This window comes from Bergeyella anatis, assembly GCF_036016955.1.
GTDB lineage: Bacteria > Bacteroidota > Bacteroidia > Flavobacteriales > Weeksellaceae > JAYWXI01.
In genome coordinates this window covers 6,095-27,880 of record NZ_JAYWXI010000004.1, presented here as the reverse complement: position 1 = coordinate 27,880, position 21,786 = coordinate 6,095, and the positions used below count along the sequence as shown (strand labels likewise).

Annotated in this window: 18 protein-coding genes; 10 read left to right on the top strand and 8 right to left on the bottom strand. The window is 45.5% G+C overall.

Features of this window, described 5'->3' with window-relative positions; genetic code table 11:
* Positions 1–6: 6 nt before the first annotated feature.
* Positions 7–1,458, top strand: a complete 1,452-nt coding sequence (locus VQ048_RS03880; RefSeq protein ID WP_327610374.1) for a SusD/RagB family nutrient-binding outer membrane lipoprotein — start codon at positions 7–9, stop codon at positions 1,456–1,458.
* An 89-nt stretch (positions 1,459–1,547) separates the two neighbouring features.
* Positions 1,548–3,311 carry an arginine--tRNA ligase gene (argS, locus tag VQ048_RS03875; protein ID WP_327610373.1) on the top strand — a complete coding sequence of 588 codons (1,764 nt, stop codon included), beginning with the start codon at positions 1,548–1,550 and terminating at the stop codon, positions 3,309–3,311.
* Between the two features lie 90 nt (positions 3,312–3,401).
* Here the strand turns inward: argS and coaE are convergent, their stop codons facing one another.
* From coaE to ruvB, 3 genes are all read right to left on the bottom strand, one after another.
* A complete protein-coding gene (gene coaE / locus VQ048_RS03870; protein WP_327610372.1) occupies positions 3,402–4,040 on the bottom strand; it encodes a dephospho-CoA kinase in 639 nt (212 codons plus the stop codon).
* Between the two features lie 179 nt (positions 4,041–4,219).
* Complete coding sequence (locus tag VQ048_RS03865) at positions 4,220–5,086, bottom strand: MBL fold metallo-hydrolase (RefSeq protein WP_327610371.1); 867 nt, start codon at positions 5,084–5,086, stop codon at positions 4,220–4,222.
* Positions 5,087–5,123: 37 nt separating this feature from the next.
* On the bottom strand, positions 5,124–6,146 hold the full coding sequence (gene ruvB / locus VQ048_RS03860; protein WP_327610370.1) for a Holliday junction branch migration DNA helicase RuvB: 1,023 nt from the start codon (positions 6,144–6,146) through the stop codon (positions 5,124–5,126).
* 117 nt (positions 6,147–6,263) lie between these two features.
* Between ruvB and hutI the strand changes: the two genes are divergently transcribed.
* The 3 genes from hutI to VQ048_RS03845 are packed head-to-tail and all read left to right on the top strand — an operon-like array spanning position 6,264 to position 9,763.
* Positions 6,264–7,484 carry an imidazolonepropionase gene (gene hutI / locus VQ048_RS03855; RefSeq protein WP_327610369.1) on the top strand — a complete coding sequence of 407 codons (1,221 nt, stop codon included), beginning with the start codon at positions 6,264–6,266 and terminating at the stop codon, positions 7,482–7,484.
* Between the two features lie 31 nt (positions 7,485–7,515).
* Positions 7,516–8,430 carry a formimidoylglutamase gene (gene hutG / locus VQ048_RS03850; protein WP_327610368.1) on the top strand — a complete coding sequence of 305 codons (915 nt, stop codon included), beginning with the start codon at positions 7,516–7,518 and terminating at the stop codon, positions 8,428–8,430.
* A 13-nt stretch (positions 8,431–8,443) separates the two neighbouring features.
* On the top strand, positions 8,444–9,763 hold the full coding sequence (locus VQ048_RS03845) for an aldehyde dehydrogenase family protein (protein ID WP_327610367.1): 1,320 nt from the start codon (positions 8,444–8,446) through the stop codon (positions 9,761–9,763).
* Between the two features lie 117 nt (positions 9,764–9,880).
* Here the strand turns inward: VQ048_RS03845 and pyk are convergent, their stop codons facing one another.
* From pyk to VQ048_RS03820, 5 genes are read right to left on the bottom strand one after another with little or no spacing between them, the layout of a single operon-like run.
* A complete protein-coding gene (pyk, locus tag VQ048_RS03840; RefSeq protein ID WP_327610366.1) occupies positions 9,881–11,326 on the bottom strand; it encodes a pyruvate kinase in 1,446 nt (481 codons plus the stop codon).
* Entirely contained in the window at positions 11,319–11,789 is a 471-nt protein-coding gene (locus VQ048_RS03835) for an IPExxxVDY family protein (protein WP_327610365.1), read from the bottom strand. Before VQ048_RS03835 ends, pyk begins: the two co-directional genes overlap by 8 nt.
* Positions 11,764–12,534 carry a ribonuclease III gene (gene rnc, locus VQ048_RS03830; RefSeq protein ID WP_327610557.1) on the bottom strand — a complete coding sequence of 257 codons (771 nt, stop codon included), beginning with the start codon at positions 12,532–12,534 and terminating at the stop codon, positions 11,764–11,766. The genes VQ048_RS03835 and rnc overlap by 26 nt, the downstream gene beginning before the upstream one ends.
* A 15-nt stretch (positions 12,535–12,549) precedes the next feature.
* Positions 12,550–13,794: a beta-ketoacyl-ACP synthase II gene (gene fabF / locus VQ048_RS03825; RefSeq protein ID WP_327610364.1), complete on the bottom strand. Its 1,245-nt coding sequence runs from the start codon at positions 13,792–13,794 to the stop codon at positions 12,550–12,552.
* Positions 13,795–13,822: 28 nt separating this feature from the next.
* Positions 13,823–14,062, bottom strand: coding sequence for an acyl carrier protein (locus tag VQ048_RS03820; RefSeq protein WP_002976354.1), 240 nt, complete (start codon positions 14,060–14,062; stop codon positions 13,823–13,825).
* A 194-nt stretch (positions 14,063–14,256) separates the two neighbouring features.
* Here VQ048_RS03820 and folE point away from each other — a divergent pair, with 194 nt between their 5' ends.
* The 5 genes from folE to VQ048_RS03795 all read left to right on the top strand — a co-directional run bounded on the left by folE (position 14,257) and on the right by VQ048_RS03795 (position 21,465).
* On the top strand, positions 14,257–14,919 hold the full coding sequence (folE, locus tag VQ048_RS03815) for a GTP cyclohydrolase I FolE (protein ID WP_327610363.1): 663 nt from the start codon (positions 14,257–14,259) through the stop codon (positions 14,917–14,919).
* A 57-nt stretch (positions 14,920–14,976) separates the two neighbouring features.
* Positions 14,977–16,443, top strand: coding sequence for a cysteine--tRNA ligase (gene cysS, locus VQ048_RS03810; RefSeq protein WP_327610362.1), 1,467 nt, complete (start codon positions 14,977–14,979; stop codon positions 16,441–16,443).
* 181 nt (positions 16,444–16,624) lie between these two features.
* Positions 16,625–19,282 carry a 4-alpha-glucanotransferase gene (locus VQ048_RS03805; RefSeq protein ID WP_327610361.1) on the top strand — a complete coding sequence of 886 codons (2,658 nt, stop codon included), beginning with the start codon at positions 16,625–16,627 and terminating at the stop codon, positions 19,280–19,282.
* A 137-nt stretch (positions 19,283–19,419) separates the two neighbouring features.
* A complete protein-coding gene (locus tag VQ048_RS03800; RefSeq protein ID WP_327610360.1) occupies positions 19,420–20,361 on the top strand; it encodes a hypothetical protein in 942 nt (313 codons plus the stop codon).
* A gap of 120 nt (positions 20,362–20,481) precedes the next feature.
* Positions 20,482–21,465, top strand: coding sequence for a glycosyltransferase family protein (locus VQ048_RS03795; RefSeq protein WP_327610359.1), 984 nt, complete (start codon positions 20,482–20,484; stop codon positions 21,463–21,465).
* Positions 21,466–21,786: the final 321 nt, after the last annotated feature.

The window sequence follows — 21,786 nt, the reverse complement described above, 5'->3', positions numbered from 1 at the left end:
TTGATTATGAAGAATTTAAAGACATCGATTATAAAATATGCAATTGCATTGGGAGTTGTAGCCACTGGCTTTTCCGTGCAATCTTGTTCGGACGAGTTAAACATTAATGTGGATCCGAACAACCCACAAACCGTTCCTTTAAGAACCTTGATGACAGGCTCTCAAGTTAATTTGGGCTATGCGCTTGGTGGAGAAGGTACGAGAATGCCTGCCAGTATAATGCAATACTACGCGGGGCATAGGGGGCAGCCTTATTCTTATGCAATATACAATATCACTTCTGCGTCTACGGACGGTACTTGGCAGTATCTTTACGATGCGGCTATGGACTTTAATGAGATTGAGAAAAGAGGTACAGCTTCAGGAGATTTGGTTTATGTGGGAGTTGCTCAAATAATGAAGGCTTATACCTTCAGTGTAATTACAGATTTGTTTGGAGACATTCCGTATACGGATGCTATGAAAGGAAGGGAAAACATTACGCCAACTTACGATACTCAGGAAGCGATTTATACGGATTTGATTAAGGTAATCGATAAGGGGATTGCCAATATTAAGACGGACGAAGGATTATTCAAACCTTCTGAGAGTGATGATATTATTTTTGCAGGGAATGTATTGAAGTGGGAGCGTTTTGCGAATTCTTTAAAGCTGAGGTTGTATAATCACCTCAGTAAAAGACAACCGAACGCGGCGTCCGATTTCCTTGCTCAAAACCCTCTTTTGATTGAAACTTCAGCTAATGATGCGAAAGTTGGTTTTGGAGATACGAACGCTAGTGCGAACCCGATTTATCAATTTGATAAAATATCAGGAAGGGCGGATTTTGCGGTGGCAACCACTATAGTGGATAAAATGAAAGCATTGGATGACCCTCGGGTTTCGGTTTATTTTGAGCCGATTAAAAATAATGGGGCTGGCTTAGCCGGACAAGTGATCGGAAATGAACCGGGAGGGGATACGGATGATGCGGGTCAGAATCTATATTCTAGGGTAGGTTCAGCTTATGCTTCCATCAATTCTCCTGTTGTGCTTATGAGTGCGGCCGAGGTTAATTTCATAAAGGCTGAGGTTTATTTGGCTCAAGGGAATTCGGCGGCGGCGAAGACTGCTTATGAAAATGCTATTGCTCAGGATTTTGCTGCGCTTGGATTGACGGGTTCTTATTCATCGTATGTATCTGAGCCTTCGGTTGCTTTTGATGGGACACTTCAGAGGGTGATGGAACAGAAGTGGATTACCATGTTCCAGGCTCCGTTTGAATCATGGGTGGATTGGAGAAGAACTGGTTATCCAGTGTTGCAATTGCCTAAAGTGGTCAGAACGGATGATTTTGTACCTAGAAGACTTCCTTATCCTCAGATTGAAATTAACGTGAATGGGACTAATTTGGCTGCTGGCCCAGGCGTTCCCTTACCTTTTAAGAGTATGGCGACAAAAATGTGGTGGGATCAATAATCAAGTTTGAATTTCCATTGGAATATAAATTTTACCGCTCTTCGGAGCGGTTTTTTATTTCCGTATATTTGCACTTTATACGTTAGGATATGAATATTAAAAATAGTATTGAAGCCCAGTTGTCCCGAGTGATTTCTGATCTTTATCAGGTGGACGGGGTAGATTTGGAAGTTCAGCAGAATAAGACCGAATTTGAGGGGGATTTTACCGTGGTTACATTTCCTTTGGTCAAGGTGTTGAAAAAGGCACCCGACGCCATAGGAGCGGCTTTGGGAGAGAAATTGTTGGAAACGGTGGACTTTGTGGAAGGGTTTAATGTAGTGAAAGGGTTTCTTAATCTTAAGATTAAGGATGCTTTTTTTGTTGGAAGCTTTGCTTCGGTTCAGGAAGCTTTGGATCGGAAGGCGTCAAAAGGGCAGACGGTAATGGTGGAATATTCTTCGCCGAATACGAATAAACCTTTGCATTTGGGGCATATTCGGAATAACCTTTTGGGGTATTCGGTGGCTCGAATCTTGGAAGAGGAAGGGTATCGGGTCATCAAAACCCAAATTGTGAACGATAGGGGAATCCATATCTGCAAGTCCATGTTGGCATGGGAGCAGTCGGGCAAAGGAGAAACGCCTGAGTCTACGGGACTTAAAGGCGATAAATTGGTTGGGAACTATTATGTGGAGTTTGATAAGTCCTACAAGGCGGAGATAGCGGCGCTTGTTCAAGAGGGATGCTCTGCGGAAGAAGCAAAAAAGCAGGCTCCGTCTATTAAGCAAGCTCAGCAGATGCTTTTGGATTGGGAAAATGGCAAGGAACAGACGCGAGCACTTTGGGCTCAGATGAATGGTTGGGTTTACGACGGTTTTGCGCAGACTTATCAGCGTTTGGGGGTGGATTTCGATCAGGTTCAGTATGAGAGCAACACGTATCTTCTGGGTAAGGATTTAATTGCGGAGGGATTGGCTAAAGGCGTGTTTTTCAAGAAGGAAGACGGTTCGGTTTGGGTGGATCTTACGGATGAAGGTTTGGATCAAAAGCTTTTATTGCGTGGTGACGGAACATCGGTCTACATGACTCAGGATTTGGGGACGGCGGTGGAGCGTTTTAAACAGAATGATATTCAAAAACTGATTTATACGGTTGGTAATGAGCAGGATTATCATTTTCAAGTGCTGTTTAAGGTATTGAAAAAGCTAGGATACCGTTGGTCGGATCAGTTGTATCACCTTTCTTACGGTATGGTGGAGTTGCCCGAGGGAAAAATGAAATCCCGGGAAGGTACGGTGGTGGATGCAGACGACTTGATGCAGGAGATGTACGAAACGGCGAAAGAGAAGGCTTTGGAATTGGGTAAACTGGAGAATCTCACCGAGGAGGAAAAGGAGCGTTCGTACGAAACGGTCGGCATGGGAGCGTTGAAGTATTTCATGTTGAAAGTGGACCCTAAGAAGAAGATGTTGTTTAATCCTAAGGAAAGTATTGATTTTAATGGAAATACGGGACCTTTTATCCAGTATACTTACGCTCGTATCCAGTCTTTGTTGACTAAGGCGGACGAGGCATCGTGGTCGGTGGATGCAGGTTTTGCATTGAACGAATATGAGAAGACGCTTATGATAGAGTTGTCTAACTATCGGGAGGTTGTGACTAAAGCAGCGGAGACGTTAAGCCCTGCACAGATTGCGAATTATGTTTACGAGTTGGTTAAAGTGTATAATTCGTTTTATCAGAACAATCCGATTCTTAATCATGAAAACCGGGAAGTTAGAGGATTTCGCTTGGCGTTGTCCGAATTGACGGGAAAAACCATAAAACGAGCATTAGGTTTACTCGGAATTGATACGGTAAACCGGATGTAAAGGTTTTATTTTTCCAATAGAAAGAACGAAAAGCGGTCTCGAAAGAGGCCGCTTTTTAAGTTGTAAAGTAAAAAGATGGAACCGAAGGGCTTAAAGAAATTCTTCGGTTATTTTTGCTATTGCATTCAGGGTTTCTTGCTTGAGGTTTTCCAAGGTGGAATTGTTGTGAATCACAAAATCGGCCCGTTTTAGTTTGTCTTTTTCGGGCATTTGTTTGTTCATGATGTTTTCGACTTCCCGATAGGTTTTTCCGTCCCTATCCATGACGCGTTTCATTCTGAGGTTGTCTTCGGCGGTTACCAAAAGGGTTTTGTCGCAGTCCCGATCCAGTCCCAGTTCGAATAGAAGAGCGGTTTCCTTGAAGATTATTTGGTGGTTGTTTTGTTGTTTCAGCCAAGTTTGGAAGTCTGTCTTCACGGCGGGATGAATCAGTTGGTTGAGCTGTTCTAAGAGGGCTTTATTTTCAAAGACTTTGCTGCTAACGTATTTGCGATCGTACAGACCTTCGGTATTGTAGGCGGCTTCTCCTAAGAGGTTTTTAATTTTTTGTTTTAGGCCGAGGTCTTTATTTACGAGGTCTTTGGCTTGTTGATCCGAGTAGTAGACGGGAAATCCCATGGCTTCGATCCATTGGGCAACGGTGGTTTTTCCGGAAGCGATGCCGCCGGTCAGGCCGATGATTTTCGGCTCGGGTTCGGGCGATGCAGTTCCGCCTTCGTTTGGACTCATAAGAGATAAAATCTAATTTTTTTGATGGAATGAAGCATTGTGTTCTTGATTCCGAGGTTCAAATATAATAAAATTTTCAAATTGGAAGAGGTTGGTTTCGGATAATACGGAGTGTGGTAAAATTCATTTCCGCTCAAAGCCGATAGGATTTTGAGCGGAAACGGGATTGTTTTTTGAGATTAATACCCGAATACTTCATTGAATTGGTAGGTTTGATCCAGCCGAACTCCTTTTTCGGTCATTTTCAAGGAGGCGAGTTCGTGATGGGCGTCGTGTTCAAAGAATAGCAGGTAATTGTTTTCGACGCATTGTTTTAGGAATTTGTCTTTTTCTTCCATGGTTAGAAGCGGTCGGGTGTCGTATCCCATGACGTAAACCAAGGGGATATGTCCTGCTGTAGGGATTAAGTCGGCGGCAAAGACGATGGTTTGGTCTTGGTATTTGATGACGGGGAGCATTTGCTTTTCGGTATGACCGTCTACGAAAATCACATCCATTTTCAGATCGGGAGCAAAGCCGTAAGATCCTGTTTGGGGGAGGGGGAGGAAATCCAGCTGTCCGCTTTCTTTGATGGGCAGAATGTTTTCTTTCAGAAACGAAGCTTTTTCTCTCGGGTTGGGGTTGGTGGCCCATTCCCAATGGTTTTCGTTGGACCAGAACCGTGCATTTTTAAAAGCGGGGCGGTAGCCGGATTTATCGTCGTTCCATTCGATGGCGCCTCCGCAATGATCAAAATGCAGATGGGTCAGAAAGACATCGGTAATGTCTTCCCTTACAAATCCGAATTTTTTTAGGTTTTTGTCGAGGGAATCGTCGCCGGAGAGGGCGTAATGGCCGAAGAATTTTTCATCTTGTTTGTCGCCTAACCCGCAGTCGATCAAAATGAGTTTTTTACCGTCTTCGATCAGGAGAGACCGCATTCCCAGATCGATGAGGTTGTTTTCGTCAGCGGGGTTGGTTTTTTGCCATAGGGACTTGGGGACGACGCCGAACATGGCTCCTCCGTCGAGTTTAAATTTTCCGCATTGGATGGGGTATAGTTTCATTGTTTTTGATTTTAAATTTGTAAGGGATGATTTTCATTTAAAATAACTCTCCCGGATTGGGGTTAGGGGTTAGGTTAAGATGCAGGTAGGCTTTGCGGGTTACTTCCCGTCCTCTAGGAGTACGGATGATAAAGCCCTCTTGGATGAGGAAGGGTTCGTAAACTTCTTCCAGTGTTTCGGGGTTTTCCCCTATGGAGGTGGCTAAGGCTGAGATGCCGACGGGTCTTCCCCTGAAGTTTTCAATCATGACTTTCAGTATTTTGTTATCCATTTCGTCGAGTCCGAATTCATCGACGTTGAGAGAGTTTAAGGCAAATTTGGTGATGTTGGTTTCAATTTCGCCGTTGCCTTTTATTTCGGCAAAGTCTCTTACTCTGCGTAGCAGGGCGTTGGCAATTCGGGGAGTTCCTCGGCTTCTCCGGGCAATTTCGATGGCGGCGTCTTCGTATATTTTTACACCGAGAACCCTGGCACTGCGTTGGATGATGGTGGAAAGCAGTTCGATGTTATAGTATTCCAATCGGGATTGGATTCCGAATCGAGCGAGCATGGGTTTGGTAAGCATCCCGCTTCTTGTGGTTGCTCCAACCAGGGTGAAGGGATTGAGGCCGATTTGGACGCTTCGGGCGTTGGGGCCGTTTTCCAGCATGATGTCGATTTTATAATCTTCCATGGCAGAGTAGAGGTATTCCTCCACTACAGGGGAGAGTCGGTGGATTTCGTCGATAAAGAGTACGTCGTTTTCTTCCAAATTGGTCAGTAGTCCGGCAAGGCTGCCTGGCTTGTCTAACACGGGTCCGGAGGTGATTTTGCAGTTTACGCCTAATTCATTGGCGATAATGTGAGCCAAAGTGGTTTTTCCAAGCCCCGGGGGGCCGTGGAGTAAAACGTGATCCAAGGCTTTTCCTCTATTTTTTGCAGCGGCGACAAAAACTTCCAAGTTGTCCAATGTTTTTCTTTGTCCGGCAAAGTCGTCGAAACTTTGGGGGCGGATTTGTTCTTCATGGAGGAGTTCGTCAGGGGAATAATTTTCTTTATTGGGATGCAAAAACTCGGGCATTATGAAATTTTGTTTCAAAGATAGCATTTTTTGGTCAACAGGATTGGATTTCTCAGCGTTTGGGCTTTGCGGTGGTCGGGAGGGAATATTCAAAATAAAAAAACTAAATTTACGGCTATGAAACTTATAGGACCATTCAAACAGATTGTACCCTTACGGCATTTGCCTTTGAGGGGGAAATTGGAGGACGAACAATTGGAGGTGATTGAAAACGGTGGTATATTGGTAGCCGAAGACGGTCGCATTGAACGTGTTGGGGCTTTTTCCGATTTGGAGCGGTTGGCTTCCGACGTGGAGCGTATTGAAGGCGATAAGGTGGCCTTGCCGGCTTATACGGATTGCCATACTCATATTTGTTTTGGCGGAAATCGGGCTAATGATTTTGCAATGCGCAATGCGGGGAAGTCGTATTTGGAGATTGCGGCGGCAGGCGGTGGGATTTGGAGTTCGGTGCAGCATACTCGTGAGGCTTCGGAAGAAGAACTTTTGGCACTTTTGCTTCCGCGAATTGCTTCGTTGGTTCGACTGGGGATTACTACCATTGAAATTAAATCGGGCTATGGATTAAACAAGGTTCAGGAGTTGAAGATGCTTCGTGTGATTGCATCGGCTAAGAAGCATACTAAGGCGAGTTTGATTTCCACTTGTTTGGCAGCTCATATGAAGCCTAAAGATTTTGAGGGGAGCCCGTCGGATTATTTGGATTATGTTTTGCGGGAAATTTTGCCTGAAGTCAAGGCGGAAGGGCTTTCGGATCGGGTGGATATTTTTATTGAAAAATCGGCTTTTCAGCCGCAGGAGAGTCTTCTTTTTTTGCAGAAGGCCAAAGCGATGGGATTTGAGGTGACGGTTCATGCGGATCAGTTTACGCCGGGAAGCTCCAGAATAGCAGTGGAGGTGGGAGCCCGTTCAGCGGATCATTTGGAAGCTACGGTGGCGGAGGATATTGCTTTCTTGGCTTCTTCCGAAACGGTGGCGGTGGCTTTGCCGGGAGCGAGTTTGGGCTTGGGAGAGCCTTTTACACCGGCACGAAAGCTTTTAGATGCTGGTGGTATTTTGGCTATTGCTTCGGATTGGAACCCGGGATCGGCACCGATGGGAAATTTGGTGACGCAAGCGTCTATTTTGGCGACTTACGAAAAACTCTCTACCGCCGAGGTGTTGGCGGGGATGACGTACCGTGCGGTGCATGCTTTGGGTTTGGATGATCGAGGGATTTTGGATGCTGGCAAAAAAGCCGATTTTGTGGTTTATGATACGGATAACTTCCAAAACGTGTTGTATCAACAAGGACAGCTTTGGCCTTCGATGGTTTATATGGACGGATGTAAAGGTTAAAAGAAAAAAGGATAGATTATTATTTTGGATTATGGAGCATAAGGTTTGGCAGGGACGCTTGGATGGCGATACTCCTTTGTATCATAGGCTGTTTCAACGTGTAGAAGAAGGCGGGTCGGTTGTTGCGGGGGATTATGTGATTCACGGGTTTGCGGTAGACGAGGGCGTAAGGCGTAATAAAGGGCGGATTGGCGCTAAGGAGGCTCCTTCGATTATTCGTCGGAGCATGGCTAATTTTCCGGTTGTTTCTCCGGACTTCCGATTGAGGGATATGGGAGATGTTTTTTGTGAAGACGGCGATTTGGAACGGAGTCAGACTCGTTTGGCGGAAGCGGTAGCTCAAGTTTTGAGAAAAGGAGGAAAGTCTCTTGTTCTCGGGGGCGGGCATGAGGTAACGTACGCTCACTATTCGGGAATTCGGAAGGCATTTCCCGAGAAGAAAATAGGGGTTATCAATTTGGATGCTCATTTTGATAATCGGGAGCCGGATCCGCAGGTTGGCGCAAGTTCGGGAACGGGATTTTGGCAGATTGCCCAAGAGGGGGACATTTATTCGCTTCATGTGGGTATTCAGCGGAATTCCAATACCTTGAAGCTGTTCGATACGGCGGATCAGTTTGGGATGAAGTATATTTTGGCTGATGAAATTTTTTTTGAAAACCTGCCTAGTCTTTATCTGAGGATCAACGAATTTTTGGAGGAGGTGGATGTGGTTTACCTTACAATTTGTATGGACGTGTTTAATGCGGCGGTGGCTCCCGGGGTGTCGGCGGCGGCATATAACGGTGTTTTTCCGGATTCGGTATTTATGATGCTTTACCGTCATCTTTTAAAATCGGAAGGGTTGGTAGCGCTGGATGTGGCCGAGGTTAATCCGCTTTACGATGATCAGGATCGGACGGCAAGGCTTGCGGCGGCATTGGTTAATGAATGGTTTATGGTTTAACGGAGAAAAAAGAATGAACGATAAAATAGGAAAAGACGAGAACGGAAAGGTAGATAAGTTACTAACCGGAGTACAGGAGGCTTTTACGAAGTGGAAAGCGTATTCTTTCGAGCAGAGGCAAACGTATTTGATTAGGCTTTCGGCTGTTTTAAGGGAAAATAAAGCGGCATTTGGAGGACTTATCACCGAGGAAATGGGCAAGCCGATTTCCCAATCTTTGGCGGAGGTTGAAAAATGCATTGGTTTGGTGGACTATTATGCATCGGCAGAAAACGTTTTAAAGGAGGAGCGGGTGGAAACCGATTATGAAATTTCCATGATTCGGCATGAGCCTATGGGGATAGTGTTGGGGGTTATGCCTTGGAATTTTCCGTTTTGGCAGGTGCTTCGGTTTGCTGTTCCTGCTTTATTGGCGGGGAATGCGGTGGTTGTGAAGCATGCTTCCATTTGTTTGGGGAGTGGACGGGCAATTGAGCGGTGTTTTAGGGCGGCGGGATTCCCTCAGGGGATTTTCACCCATGTGGAAGCTTCTCATGAAGTGGTAGAGGAGATGATTGGGCATTCTTTGGTTCGGGCGGTTTCCCTTACGGGGAGCGAGGCGGCAGGGCGAAGGGTTGCGGAGATTGCGGGAAGGCATTTGAAGAAATGCGTTTTGGAACTGGGCGGTAATGATGCTTTTATTGTTTTGGACGATGCGGAGGTTGATAAGGCGGCAGAGGATGCGGCTTTAGCGAGGCTTCAAAATAGCGGTCAAACGTGTGTGGCAGCCAAACGTTTTATTGTTCACGAAGGGGTTTATGAGGCGTTTATGCAACGGTTTTTGAAGGCGTATCAAAGTTTTTCTCCTGGCATTCCGACGGATGCGCGTACGGTCTTGGGGGCGATGGCTCGGAAGGATTTGGCTCAGGAACTGAGGCAGCAATACGAAAAGGCGATTGGGCATGGTGCGGAGATTTTACTGCCTTTGACGGCGGTGGGGGATCAGGCTTTCGAGCCGGGTTTGCTTTTGATGAATGAGGACAACCCTGTGGCGGATGAAGAGTTGTTTGGGCCTTTGGGGATGGTGTTTAAGGTAAGAAATGATGAGCAGGCGTTGGAAATTGCCAATGCGACGGCTTTCGGACTGGGTAATGCTGTTTATACGAAAAGTAAAGAAAAGGCTTTGTTTTTTGCTCGTTCTTTGGAAAGCGGAAGTGTGGCGGTTAACCAAATTTTTCGTTCGGATGTCCGAATGCCTTTTAGCGGGCGTAAAAATTCGGGATATGGGGTGGAAATGTCTCTTTATACCCTGCATGAATTTACGGTAAAGAAATCCATTATAGGGTTTTATTGATGGCTTTTCTGAGGAGAAAGAAGCCTTAATAATTGGGGAGCTTTTTCTGGAGAATGTAAAAAAACGCCACGCTTTCAAAGAAAGCGTGGCGTTTTAGTTTTGGCGACGATTGTAACTTTAGATTTTGGTCAGTCTTAACGTGTTGGTTTTTCCGCTGTCTTCTGCTGGAGTGGCGTTAAGGTTGAGTACAAAATCATCGGATTCGATATAGCCCAATTCCTGAGCGATTTTATTTACCTGAATAATGGTTTCGTCGGTGGATTGCTCGCCGTCGTAATAGTAGGCCCGTACTCCCCAAAGGAGGTTTAGCATTGGGATAATGCGTCGGTTGGAGCTGAAGATGATGATGTGAGAGTTCGGACGGTGCGCCGAAATCTGAAACGCCGTATACCCCGAATGGGTTAAGGTAATAATTGCCTGAACATCGGTGGTTTTAGCGATTCTTACGGCCGCCAAACAAATTCTATTGGTGATGAAACGATCACTGATGCAATTAAAATCTTTTTCGATAGGGGCATTTTTGTTCAGGTAGAAGTTGGTGCTCTCAATGTTTTTAACAATTTTAGACATGTTTTTCACTACTTCCACCGGGTATTTTCCCACGGAGGTTTCTCCGGATAGCATAACGGCATCGGCTCCATCCAGTACGGAATTGGCTACGTCGTTCACCTCTGCGCGGGTTGGCGTGAGGCTGGTAATCATGGTTTCCATCATTTGGGTGGCGATGATGACCGGTTTGGAATAAAGTCGGGCTTTTTCCACGAGGTTTTTTTGGATGGCCGGCACTTCTTCCATCGGCACCTCCACTCCTAAATCTCCACGGGCTACCATGAGGCCGTCGCATTCCTGAAGGATTTCGTCAATGTTTTTAACGCCTTCGGGTTTTTCGATTTTAGCGATAATCGGTGTTTTTTTATTGTTGGTCGGATGGTTCTTGATTAATTCTTTTAAATCCTTGATGTCTTGCGCGTGGCGAACGAAGGAAAGAGCAATCCAGTCCAAGCCGATGTCGAGCATGAAGTTGGCGTCTTCGATGTCTTTTTCCGTTAAGGCGGGCAACGAAACGTTGGTGTTTGGCAGGTTGACGCCTTTTTTGGAGCTTAGTGGCCCTCCTTGGATGGTCACGGCTTTTACGGTGTCTTCTTCGTTGGTTTCCGTAACTTGGAGAACGAGTTTTCCGTCATCAATCAGGATGCGTTCGCCGACTTTAACGTCTTTTGGAAAATCCTGATAGGTCATGTAAACTCTTGAGGAGTCGCCTTCGATTTTTTCGTTAGTGAACGTCAGGATATCGCCGGGGTTGAGGTAAGAACCTTCTTTTACAACGCCTACGCGAAGCTTGGGGCCTTGCAAATCTCCGAGAATACCGGTTCCGGTTCCCAGTTCTTCGCTTACTTCGCGGATGGTGGCCACGTTGCGCTTAACCAAATCGTAATCGGCGTGGGAAAAATTAATCCGGAAGACGTCCACTCCGGCTTTAATCAGGTTGGTAATGGTTTCTTTATCGGAAGAAGCCGGCCCTAAGGTGGCTATGATTTTTGTTTTTTTTAGATACTTATTCATAGTATAGAATTATTTTATAAAACTCCGAAGAGGAGTCCAGTTGAAAGTCTTGTATGGGAAATAAAAGACTTTTCGGTTGCAAAATTAGTGAAAAATCGCTAAACCCTTCCGACGTTTTTATAAGATAGTCTGTTTCGCGGTGTTCGGGAAGGAGGTAATGAGTTTCATTTTCTTCGGTAAACAGCTCGGTAATTTCTTGTTTTTTAAAAGATTCGGAGCTTTTATTGGCAATAAACCAAATTTTCAGTTGAAGTTTTTCGTCGTAGGTGCTGAAGCAGGGATGGTGGTAACGGTAATAGGTTTTCTCGATTTTTAAATCTTCAATCCGGGAAAAGCCGTAGTCGGTAAGGCGGTTGAGATGGTAAAAAAATTCGTAATCCGGGAGAGGTTTACTCAGCCTTACCAGTCCAAGGGTAAGGGGTTCGTCTTCGTCATAATCAAGAGAAAGTTTTGTTTTTTTCAAGGATGTGTTCTTTTTTGTTCAGGGTGTAGAAGGCTCTTTGGGCGGCTTTTTCTTCTGATTTTTTTTTCGAAGTGTCTACGGCATTGGCAATTTTTTGGTTGTCGATCATCACATGGCTTCGAAAAACGATGGTTTTGTTGCCTTGGTGCTCCTCATGGGTTTCGTATCGGAGAGCTACTTTGCGTTTTTGAGACCATTCCAAAAGCAAACTTTTGTAGCTTACGATTTTATTTTCGAGCTTGTTAATGTCTTTTGCGGTGAGTAACTTTTGGAGGATGATGTTTTGGCAGGCTTCGTAACCAATGTCCAAATAGACGGCTCCTATGAGGGCTTCAAACAAATTTCCGCTGATATTCTCACTAAGGGATGAGGATCCGGGATTTTGAATGAGGCTTTTTAGTTTGAGTTCGTCTCCTATTTTGTTGAGGTTTTTTCGGTTGACGATTTTGGATTTCATTTGGGTCAGAAACCCTTCGTTTGCAGAGGGGTAGGTCTGATAGAGATAGAAGGCGATGACCGAGCCTAAAATCGAATCGCCTAAAAATTCCAAACGTTCGTAGTTTTTGTTGTTTTTCTCGGAGGAAACCTTCAACGAAAAAGCTTCCCGATAGAGCTCAATATGGCGTACGGGTTGGCCTATTATTTTTTGGATGCTTGTTCCGAGCCTTAAATCCCTTTCGGAAAATATTTTTCTTTTCGGGGGTTTTCTGGTGAGGAATTTAGAAAAGTATTTCCGCAACTCCATTCCGTCAATCAAAGATTAGATTTTCTTGAACAAAACGCAGGCGTTATGACCTCCGAAACCAAAAGTGTTACTCATGGCAACGTCCACTTGCTTCTCCACGGCGTGGTTGAAGGTGAAGTTCAGACGGTTGTCGATTTTTTCGTCGTCGGTAAAGTGGTTGATGGTCGGCGGAACGATACCGTGGATGATGGTATTAAGCGCTGCGATGGCTTCAATCACTCCTGCGGCACCCAAGAGGTGTCCTGTCATGGATTTTGTGGAGTTGATTTGGATGTCGTAGGCATGTTCGCCCAAGAGCTTGGAAATGGCGCTGGATTCGGCGATGTCTCCCAATGGAGTCGACGTTCCGTGCATATTGATGTGATCCACGTCGTTGGCCGTAAGACCGGCATCTTCCAAACAGTTTTTCATCACGAGGTAGGCACCCAGTCCTTCGGGATGAGGGGCTGTCATGTGATAGGCATCCGCACTCATTCCTCCGCCTTTTAGTTCGGCGTAGATGGTTGCTCCTCTTTTTACGGCGTGTTCGTACTCTTCCAAAACGATGCATCCGGCCCCTTCTCCCAAAACAAAACCGTCACGGTCTTTGTCGAACGGGCGAGAAGCTGTTTGAGGGCTGTCGTTTCTAGTGGAAAGCGCCATCATGGCGTTGAATCCACCCACTCCACTAGCCGTTACGGCTGCCTCGGAACCTCCGCAAACAATCACGTCGGCCTTATTGAGTTGGATGAGCATTTTGGCGTCAATCAAGGCATTGGCCGAAGAGGCACAAGCCGATACCGTTGTGTAGTTAGGACCGTGAAAGCCGTATTCCATGGAAATGTGTCCCGGGGTGATGTCGGCAATCATTTTCGGAATAAAGAAGGGATTGAATCTCGGAATATCGGTATTCGCCCAGCCCAAAACTTCGGTTTCGAATGTCTCAAGGCCTCCGATGCCCGATCCCCAAACGACCCCGACGCGGTTTTTATCCACCTCGCTCTCCATAAGAGAGGCATGGGCGATGGCTTCGCGGGCCGCTACAATACCGAACCAAGTGTTACGATCCATTTTTTTGGACTCCTTTTTATCGAAGTGGTCCAAAGGATTAAAGTTCTTTACCTCGCAGGCGAACTTTGTTTTGAAGTTGGAGGCATCAAAAAGAGTAATTGGAGCGGCTCCGCTCTTGCCCTTTACCAGGCCTTCCCAGTATTCTTTTGCGTTATTGCCAATTGGCGTTATTGCACCAAAACCTGTTACAACTACTCTTTTTAATTCCATAAATTAAATTAATTAATCCGTCAATAGATTATTTGTTAACAACTTCTTCGATATAAGCAATCGCATGACCTACAGTAGTGATTTTCTCGGCTTGGTCATCAGGGATTTGGATGTTGAATTCCTTTTCAAATTCCATGATAAGTTCTACGGTATCCAAAGAATCAGCACCTAAATCATTGGTGAAGCTAGCTTCTGGAGTTACTTCTGTTTCTTCAACGTCAAGCTTATCGGCGATGATAGCTTTAACTCTTGATGCAATGTCTGACATAACTTTATTATTTTTAATTATTGTTTTAGCTGGTGCAAATATAAAAAATTCTTTATGAAATTAACTTTTTTTGAAGCTTTTTACAACTTTAGGTTGCGTTTCGTTTTTAAAGGGCAGAGGATATCTTGGCGAAAAAAACGATAATGCCATTTTAAATCGTTAATTTTGCGTGCAATAAACTAGTTATAGGTTCTATGGATACTTTTGATAATGACGACGATTTGTTCACCGGAAAAGATCACACGCCGTTGCGCGGAGATGCTTTTGATAAAACGCCTCAGGAAAAAATAAAAATTATCGAGGGGCATTTTGCAGCCATTATGGAGACCTTGGGGTTGGACATGACGGACGATTCCCTGAAGGATTCGCCCAAAAGGGTGGCTAAAATGTACGTGAACGAAATTTTCGGAGGACTTCTTCCCGAAAACAAGCCGGGGATCTCGACGTTTTCAAATAAATACAAGTACCGCCAAATGCTGGTGGAAAAGGACATTACGGTGTATTCGTTTTGCGAGCATCATTTTTTGCCTATTATAGGGCGGGCGCACGTGGCTTACATTTCTAACGGGGAGGTTATCGGGCTTTCCAAGATTAATCGGATTGTGGATTATTATGCGAAACGGCCTCAGGTTCAGGAGCGTTTGACCATGCAGATTGTGGATGCCCTGAAGGAGGCTTTGGGGACGAAGGACGTGGCGTGCATTATCGATGCGAAGCACCTTTGCGTGAATTGTCGGGGAATAAAGGACACGGCAAGTTCTACCATTACTGCGGAATTGAGCGGAATTTTTAGAACCAACCCTATTACGAGGCAGGAATTTCTGCATTACGTAGGAAGCCACGCCAAAATTGATTAGAGCAACAAAAGGGAAACAAGAGAACATTTTTATCAACCAAAAATTTTAGACATTCGGATGAATCTGAAAATATACAACTCCCTGACAGGGGAAAAAGAAGTGTTTAAGCCTTTGTTGGACGGCCACGTGGGAATGTACGTTTGCGGTCCTACCGTGTACAGTAATGTGCATATGGGGAATGTGAGAACCTTTTTGTCGTTTGATTTGGTGTACCGTGTGTTGCAGTATTTGGGGTATAAGGTGCGCTATGTGCGCAATATCACGGATGCGGGGCATTTGACGGACGATGGTACGGTGGAAAATGACCGCTTTGTCAAACAGTCCCGTTTGGAAAAACTGGAGCCTATGGAGATTGTTCAAAAGTATACGGTGGATTTTCATAATGTGCTTCAGTTGTTCAATCTTTTGCCTCCGAACATCGAGCCTACGGCCACGGGGCATATTATTGAGCAGCTGGAATTGACCAAGCGTCTTTTGGCTATGGGGTATGCGTATGAGAGTAATGGGTCGGTTTATTTTGATGTGCGGGCGTATAATGAAAAAGGAGGGAACTATGGGGAGCTCAGCAAACGAAATATTGATGAGCTTTTTGCCAATACCCGGAGTTTGGACGGTCAGGATGAGAAAAAGAACCCTCAGGATTTTGCGCTTTGGAAAAAGGCTTCGCCGGAGCATATTATGAAATGGCCTTCGCCTTGGGGGGAAGGTTTTCCGGGGTGGCACTTGGAGTGTACGGCTATGAGTACGAAGTATTTGGGGGATCGTTTTGATATTCATGGAGGCGGTATGGATTTGAAGTTCCCTCACCACGAGTGTGAGATTGCACAGGGGACGGCTTGCAACGGAACCGCTCCGGTGAACTACTGGATGCATGCCAATATGCTTACCATGAACGGGCAGAAAATGAGCAAGTCCACGGGAAATACGATTTTGCCGATGGAACTGGTTACGGGCGATAATACGTTTTTTGAGAAACCGTTTCACCCTTCGGTCGTGCGTTTTTTCTTTTTACAGGCGCATTATCGTAGTGTGGTGGATTTGTCTAATGAGGCTTTGTTGGCCAGCGAGAAAGGTTTCCAGCGTTTGATGGAGGCGGTGAAGTTACTCGGGCAGTTGGAGGCTTCGTCTTCGGCTTCCGAAGGGTTTGATGTAGGGGCATGGCATGAAAAATGTGTGGAAGCATTAACGGACGATTTTAACTCCCCGATTCTTATTGCGCATCTTTTCGAGGCTGTTAAGTATATCTTTGGGCTCAAAGAAGGTAAAGGGAAGCTGTCATTCGAGGACTTGGAGGCGCTTAGAGAGCATATGGATCAATTGGTGTTTGATGTTTTGGGGTTGCAGGCTGTGGAAGAAAACAACCATTCCAAGCTGGATGCGACCCTCGGGGTGCTTATAGAGCTTCGCAATCAAGCGAGAAAGGCTAAAAATTGGGCGCTTTCCGATGAAATTCGGGACCGCTTGCAGGCGGAAGGTATTGAGCTAAAGGACGGTAAGAACGGGACGACTTATAGCTTGAACTAAAAGGCATTCTTTTCTTTGACGGATAAAACTCTGGCGCGAGCCGGAGTTTTTGTTTTATAAGGTCATGGTAATCAGTTGGTAAACTGCTAAAAATCATCTGAAAAAAAAAGCGTTTGTTATCGGCTTTTGTTTTTAGAATTGCTAACTTGCAGGCTTTAAAATCTAAAAAGGATTCTTTATTATGAAACTATATTTTAACGTAAACTTTCGAACCCGGATGGGCGAGCGATTGCAGCTGGTGCTGCTGGAGGAAGGCCAGGAACCGAAATACCACGTCATGGCTTACGGTGCGGACGGGAATTGGACGGTGGAGGTGGATTATTTTTCCAAATCGCTTTCTTACAAGTACCAACTGACGGATGAAGGCGGGAATGTTTTGGACGAGGAGTATGCTTTGCATGGCTTGAATTTGGTTCACTCTTATGACGAATACCGGGTTTATGATGTTTGGAATCTTAAGAATTTTCCTGAAAATTACCTGAATAATAAAATCCTTAAAAATAAGCTTACGGGCTTTCGTCCGGAGAAAGCGGCGGTGCAGAAGAAGCATACGCATCTGTTTCGGTTGGAGGCTCCGTTATACCATCCCGACTGGAGGTTGGTGCTTTTAGGGAACCACGAAGCTCTCGGGGCTTGGGCTTATTCTGGAGCTGTGCCGATGAATCAGACGGATTATGGGGTTTGGGAAGTGGCGGTTGGACTGGAGGGGAATGCTCCTATCCAGTATAAATACGGCATTATGGATGTGAGAACGGGGGAGGTGCTTGGGTTGGAATACGGCGGAAACCGCTGGGCAGAACCGAATGGAGATAAGAATGTGCTTCAGATTCAGGCGGATCATTATTTCCGCTATCAGTCTCACGAATTGTATCGTAGTGCGGGGGTGGCTGTGCCTGTTTTCTCTTTGCGTAGTGCGAATGGTTTTGGGGTTGGAGAGTTTTCGGATCTTAAGCTTTTAGCGGATTGGGCCAAGGCGACGGATTTGGGGATTATACAGATTCTTCCGATTAATGATACGACGGCCAATTACACTTGGACGGACTCTTACCCTTATGCGGCGATTTCGGTTTATGCGCTTCATCCGCAGTATTTGTCTGTGGAGGGGTTGGATTATCCTTTGCCTAAGGATTTGGTTGAAGCGTATTATGAGGAGAAAACGGCGCTCAATGCTTTACCTCTGATTGATTACGAGCGGATGATTTCCGGAAAGTGGAAATACATTAAGGCGATTTTTGAAGCCAATGAGGAAGCGATTTTAAAGGATAAGGATTTTAAAAAATTCGTAAAGGAAAATGAGGCGTGGTTGTTGCCTTATGCGGCGTTTTGCGTTCAGAGGGATAAATACAAAACGCCCAACTTTGGAGAGTGGAAGACGCACAAGAAATACATAGCGGGGAAGGTTTCGCCGATGTATTCGCCGAAGCATAAGGAGTACAAAAACATCATGCTTCATGCTTGGGTGCAATACCAGTTGCATTTGCAGCTTACCGATGCGATTGATTATACGCATGGCTTGGGGATTTCGGTGAAGGGGGATTTGCCAATTGGGATCTACCGCTACTCGGTGGAGGCATGGACGGAGCCCGAATTATTTGGAATGGATTTTCAAGCGGGGGCTCCACCAGATCAGTTTACGGATTTGGGGCAGAATTGGGAGTTCCCGACCTACAATTGGGAGGCGATGAAGCAGGACGGATATACTTGGTGGAAGAATCGTTTTAAAGCGTTGGAAACCTATTTTGATGCGATGCGCATCGACCATATTTTAGGGTTTTTCCGAATTTGGAGGATGCCGATCTCTGCTACGCAGGGGATTTTGGGGTATTTTTATCCGGCGGTTCCGGTGCGGGAGGAAGAGTTTGGTGCGCGGCATATACCATTCCGTTACGATCGCTATTGCAAGCCGTATATTAATGATCAAATTCTTTGGGATTTGTTTGGCTATGAGCGGGATACGATTCGGGAGCATTTTATGAATGACCATTTCGATGGTACGTATAGCTTTAAGGAAGCGTACGATACGCAGCGTAAGCTGAAGGCTTATTTTGAGGAGTATCCTCACGATTGGGCGGAGGAAAAACTCATTGCGCTAAGTGCGAATGTGCTTTTCCTTGAGGAGGAAAAAGAGAATGGAGAGCGGGTTTACCATCCGAGGTTTAATGTGCAGAAAACCGAATCGTTCAAATACCTTTCCGACTGGGAGAAGCAAGCGATTGACGAGCTTTATGTGGATTATTTCTTCAGACGTCAGGACGGGCTTTGGTATCAGAGTGCGATGGAGAAGCTTCCGGTGATTCTCAATGCTACGGATATGCTGATTTGTGGAGAAGACTTGGGATTGGTGCCCGATTGCGTTCCTCAGGTGATGGATCGTTTGGCTATTACGGCTCTGAAAGTCCAACGGATGCCGGCGGACAATAGCCTTTGGTATAATCCGAAGGAGGCGTCTTATCTTAATGTGGTTACGGCGTCGTCTCATGACAGTTCCACGTTGCGCCAGTGGTGGAATGAAGACCGTGGGCTTACGCAGCATTATTTCAATCGGCAGTTGGGGCAGTGGGGAACGGCTCCTGGCGATTTGCAGCCGGAGTTGGCGGAAATCATCATGAAGCAGCATTTGTATAATGAGGCGATGTTGGCTATTTTCCCGATACAGGAATTTTTGGCTACGGATATAACTCTGAGAAATGAGAATGTGGACGACGAGCGGATTAATGTACCGGCTATTTTCCCACACTATTGGCGTTACCGAATGCATTTGGATTTGGAACGGTTGAAGTCGGAAGAGGCTTTCAATCAAAAAATAGCTTCTTGGGTGAAGGACTCTGGAAGGGGATAAACCTTCTGTATCTCGAGGAAATCGGATGATGAGAACGAGGAGAAAACGAAAGTTTTTTAACCTCGTTCTCTTTTTTTTATCCAAAAGTCAAAAAATGGAAGAGATTTTGTATAATTCTTTAATAAAAAACATAAAAGATGAGAAAGATAATAGTGTTACTGGCTTTTGGTGCGATTTCGTTAGGGCAGGCTCAGTCTTATCCCGTTTCGGGGGGATGGGGGTATGAGAGCGAAGGTTGGCGGGACGAGGCGGAGTATTATTTTCCGGAGGATTATTACTATGAGTATCCTGCCGATTACTATCAGGAGGATTATTACCGAAGTGTGTATGCGGATTACCGCAGGAGTATTGATCGGGTTAATTGGAATCGTTTTTTTAGGCAATACCGTCTTAGTCCTTGGCAGATTGAGATGATATTGGATCTGAACCGTCAGTTTACCTCGTTTTCGGTTTGGAGTGGGTATTACCGTGCGAATCCGAACCGTTGGTACTACGACCGTTTCTATGCTTTGGAGAGAATTTTAGGGGCGAGACTGTATCGGGTTTATTACGATTTGTATTTTGGTGGAGTGGTGCCTGTGGTTTATTATACCAATTACTGGGCAGACTATTATCGTCCGAGGTATTATTCGTATTATGTGCTTCCTCGGTACCGTAACATAAACATTAATGTTTACAGAATCAATCGACAGGTCTATCACCAAAATGTGGGGACGCGTTACGGATGGAATCAGCCACGTAATAATGGTTCGGTGGGAGTGCTAAGGGATGGAAATACGGCTTACCGGTCTTCGGGGCAGAGCAATAACACGTTTAGAACCAATAATCCCGACCGTAGTGGAAGCGGAACTTTTAGAACGGCAGAATCGGCCTCCCGTTCTTCCAATGGCGGTGGAATAAGGGAGTCGTCCAGAGAATCGTCCGTGGGAATTTCTCGTGGGAGTGATTCGGGAATGCGGGCTTCCAACGGGGGTGGATTCCGAGGGCAGAATGGAGGAACGTTCAGAAGTTCAGAAGGAGGGTCACGGGGAGATGCTCGGGAGGCACAAGGACGTGGAGGCTCTTCGGGGCGGCGATAGTTTGAATTTTGTTTGGATAAAAGAGGGAGCGAAAAGGTTATTTTCGCTCCCTTTTTAATTTTATATTAAATTTATCTTTCGGGGCTAAAGTGCAGGGATTAAAACGTTACTTTAGCGAGGATGAAAATTCTTTATGCGATACAAGGGACGGGAAACGGGCACGTCAGTAGGGCGCGGGAGATTATTCCGCATCTTAAGAAGCAGGGCGAATTGGATTTGCTGGTTAGTGGCTCGCAGGCGGATGTTGGGTTGGATGAGGAGGTGAAATATCGTTTGGTGGGCGCGGGGTTTGTCTTTGGTCGAAATGGAGGGATTGATTTTGGTGAAACTTGGAAAAGACTTGATTTTTCACGATTTTGGTCGGATGTCAAACGGCTTCCGGTTCAGGATTACGATTTGGTGATTAATGATTTTGAGCCGGTTTGCGCTTGGAGTTGCCGTTTAAAAGCGGTGCATTCGGTGGGGCTTAGTCATCAGTCGGCTTTTAAATCGAAACTTACGCCTCAATTGGGCGGATTTCGTTGGGGGCGGGCGATTATGAACTGTTATGCACCGACGTCATCGTTTAGGGCTTTTCATTTTTGCCGGTATGACGATTTTATTCATACGCCGGTCATTCGTTCGGAAGTTCGGAAGCTGAAACCGGAAGATTGGGGGTATTATACGGTGTATTTGCCGGCTTATTCGGACGAGTTTATTCTCGGTATGCTTACTCGTTTTTCTAAGATTAGGTGGCAGGTGTTTTCAAAACATAGCAGCCAAGCGTATGAAAGAGAGAATGTGGAGGTTTTTCCTATCGAGAATCAGCGGTTTGTGCGCTCGTTGGCTTATTGTTCGGGGGTACTGACGGGCGGCGGATTCGAGGGGCCTTCGGAAGCCCTTTTTTTGGGGAAAAAGCTGCTGGTGGTCCCTATGAAAAACCAATACGAACAACAATGTAATGCTTTGGCGTTGGAAGCGATGGGAGTGCCTGTAATTTGGTCGGAGGATGAGTTTGAACCAAAGCTTTCCCGATGGATTGGGCAAGAAGAAAGAGTGGAGGTTGATTACCCCGATGAAACGGAATGGATTGTGGAAAATATAGTGCGGTTTTTGAGATCTTAGAAAGATTTTAAGTAATTTTCCCCGTTATTGAGGAGTATCCGAATCCTTTTCGTGGGGCGCGAGAGTTGCTTTCAGAATTATTATTTTCGCGATAGTTCGCAACTAGGCTTAAGTCAAATTACTCTGAATGCGGGTTGTGAATTGCTTTCAGAATTATTATTTTCGCGATAGTTCGCAACGGTTAAGTGTGTGCATCCTAATGCAAAAGTGTTGTGAATTGCTTTCAGAATTATTATTTTCGCGATAGTTCGCAACGGTTAAGTGTGTGCATCCTAATGCAAAAGTGTTGTGAATTGCTTTCAGAATTATTATTTTCGCGAT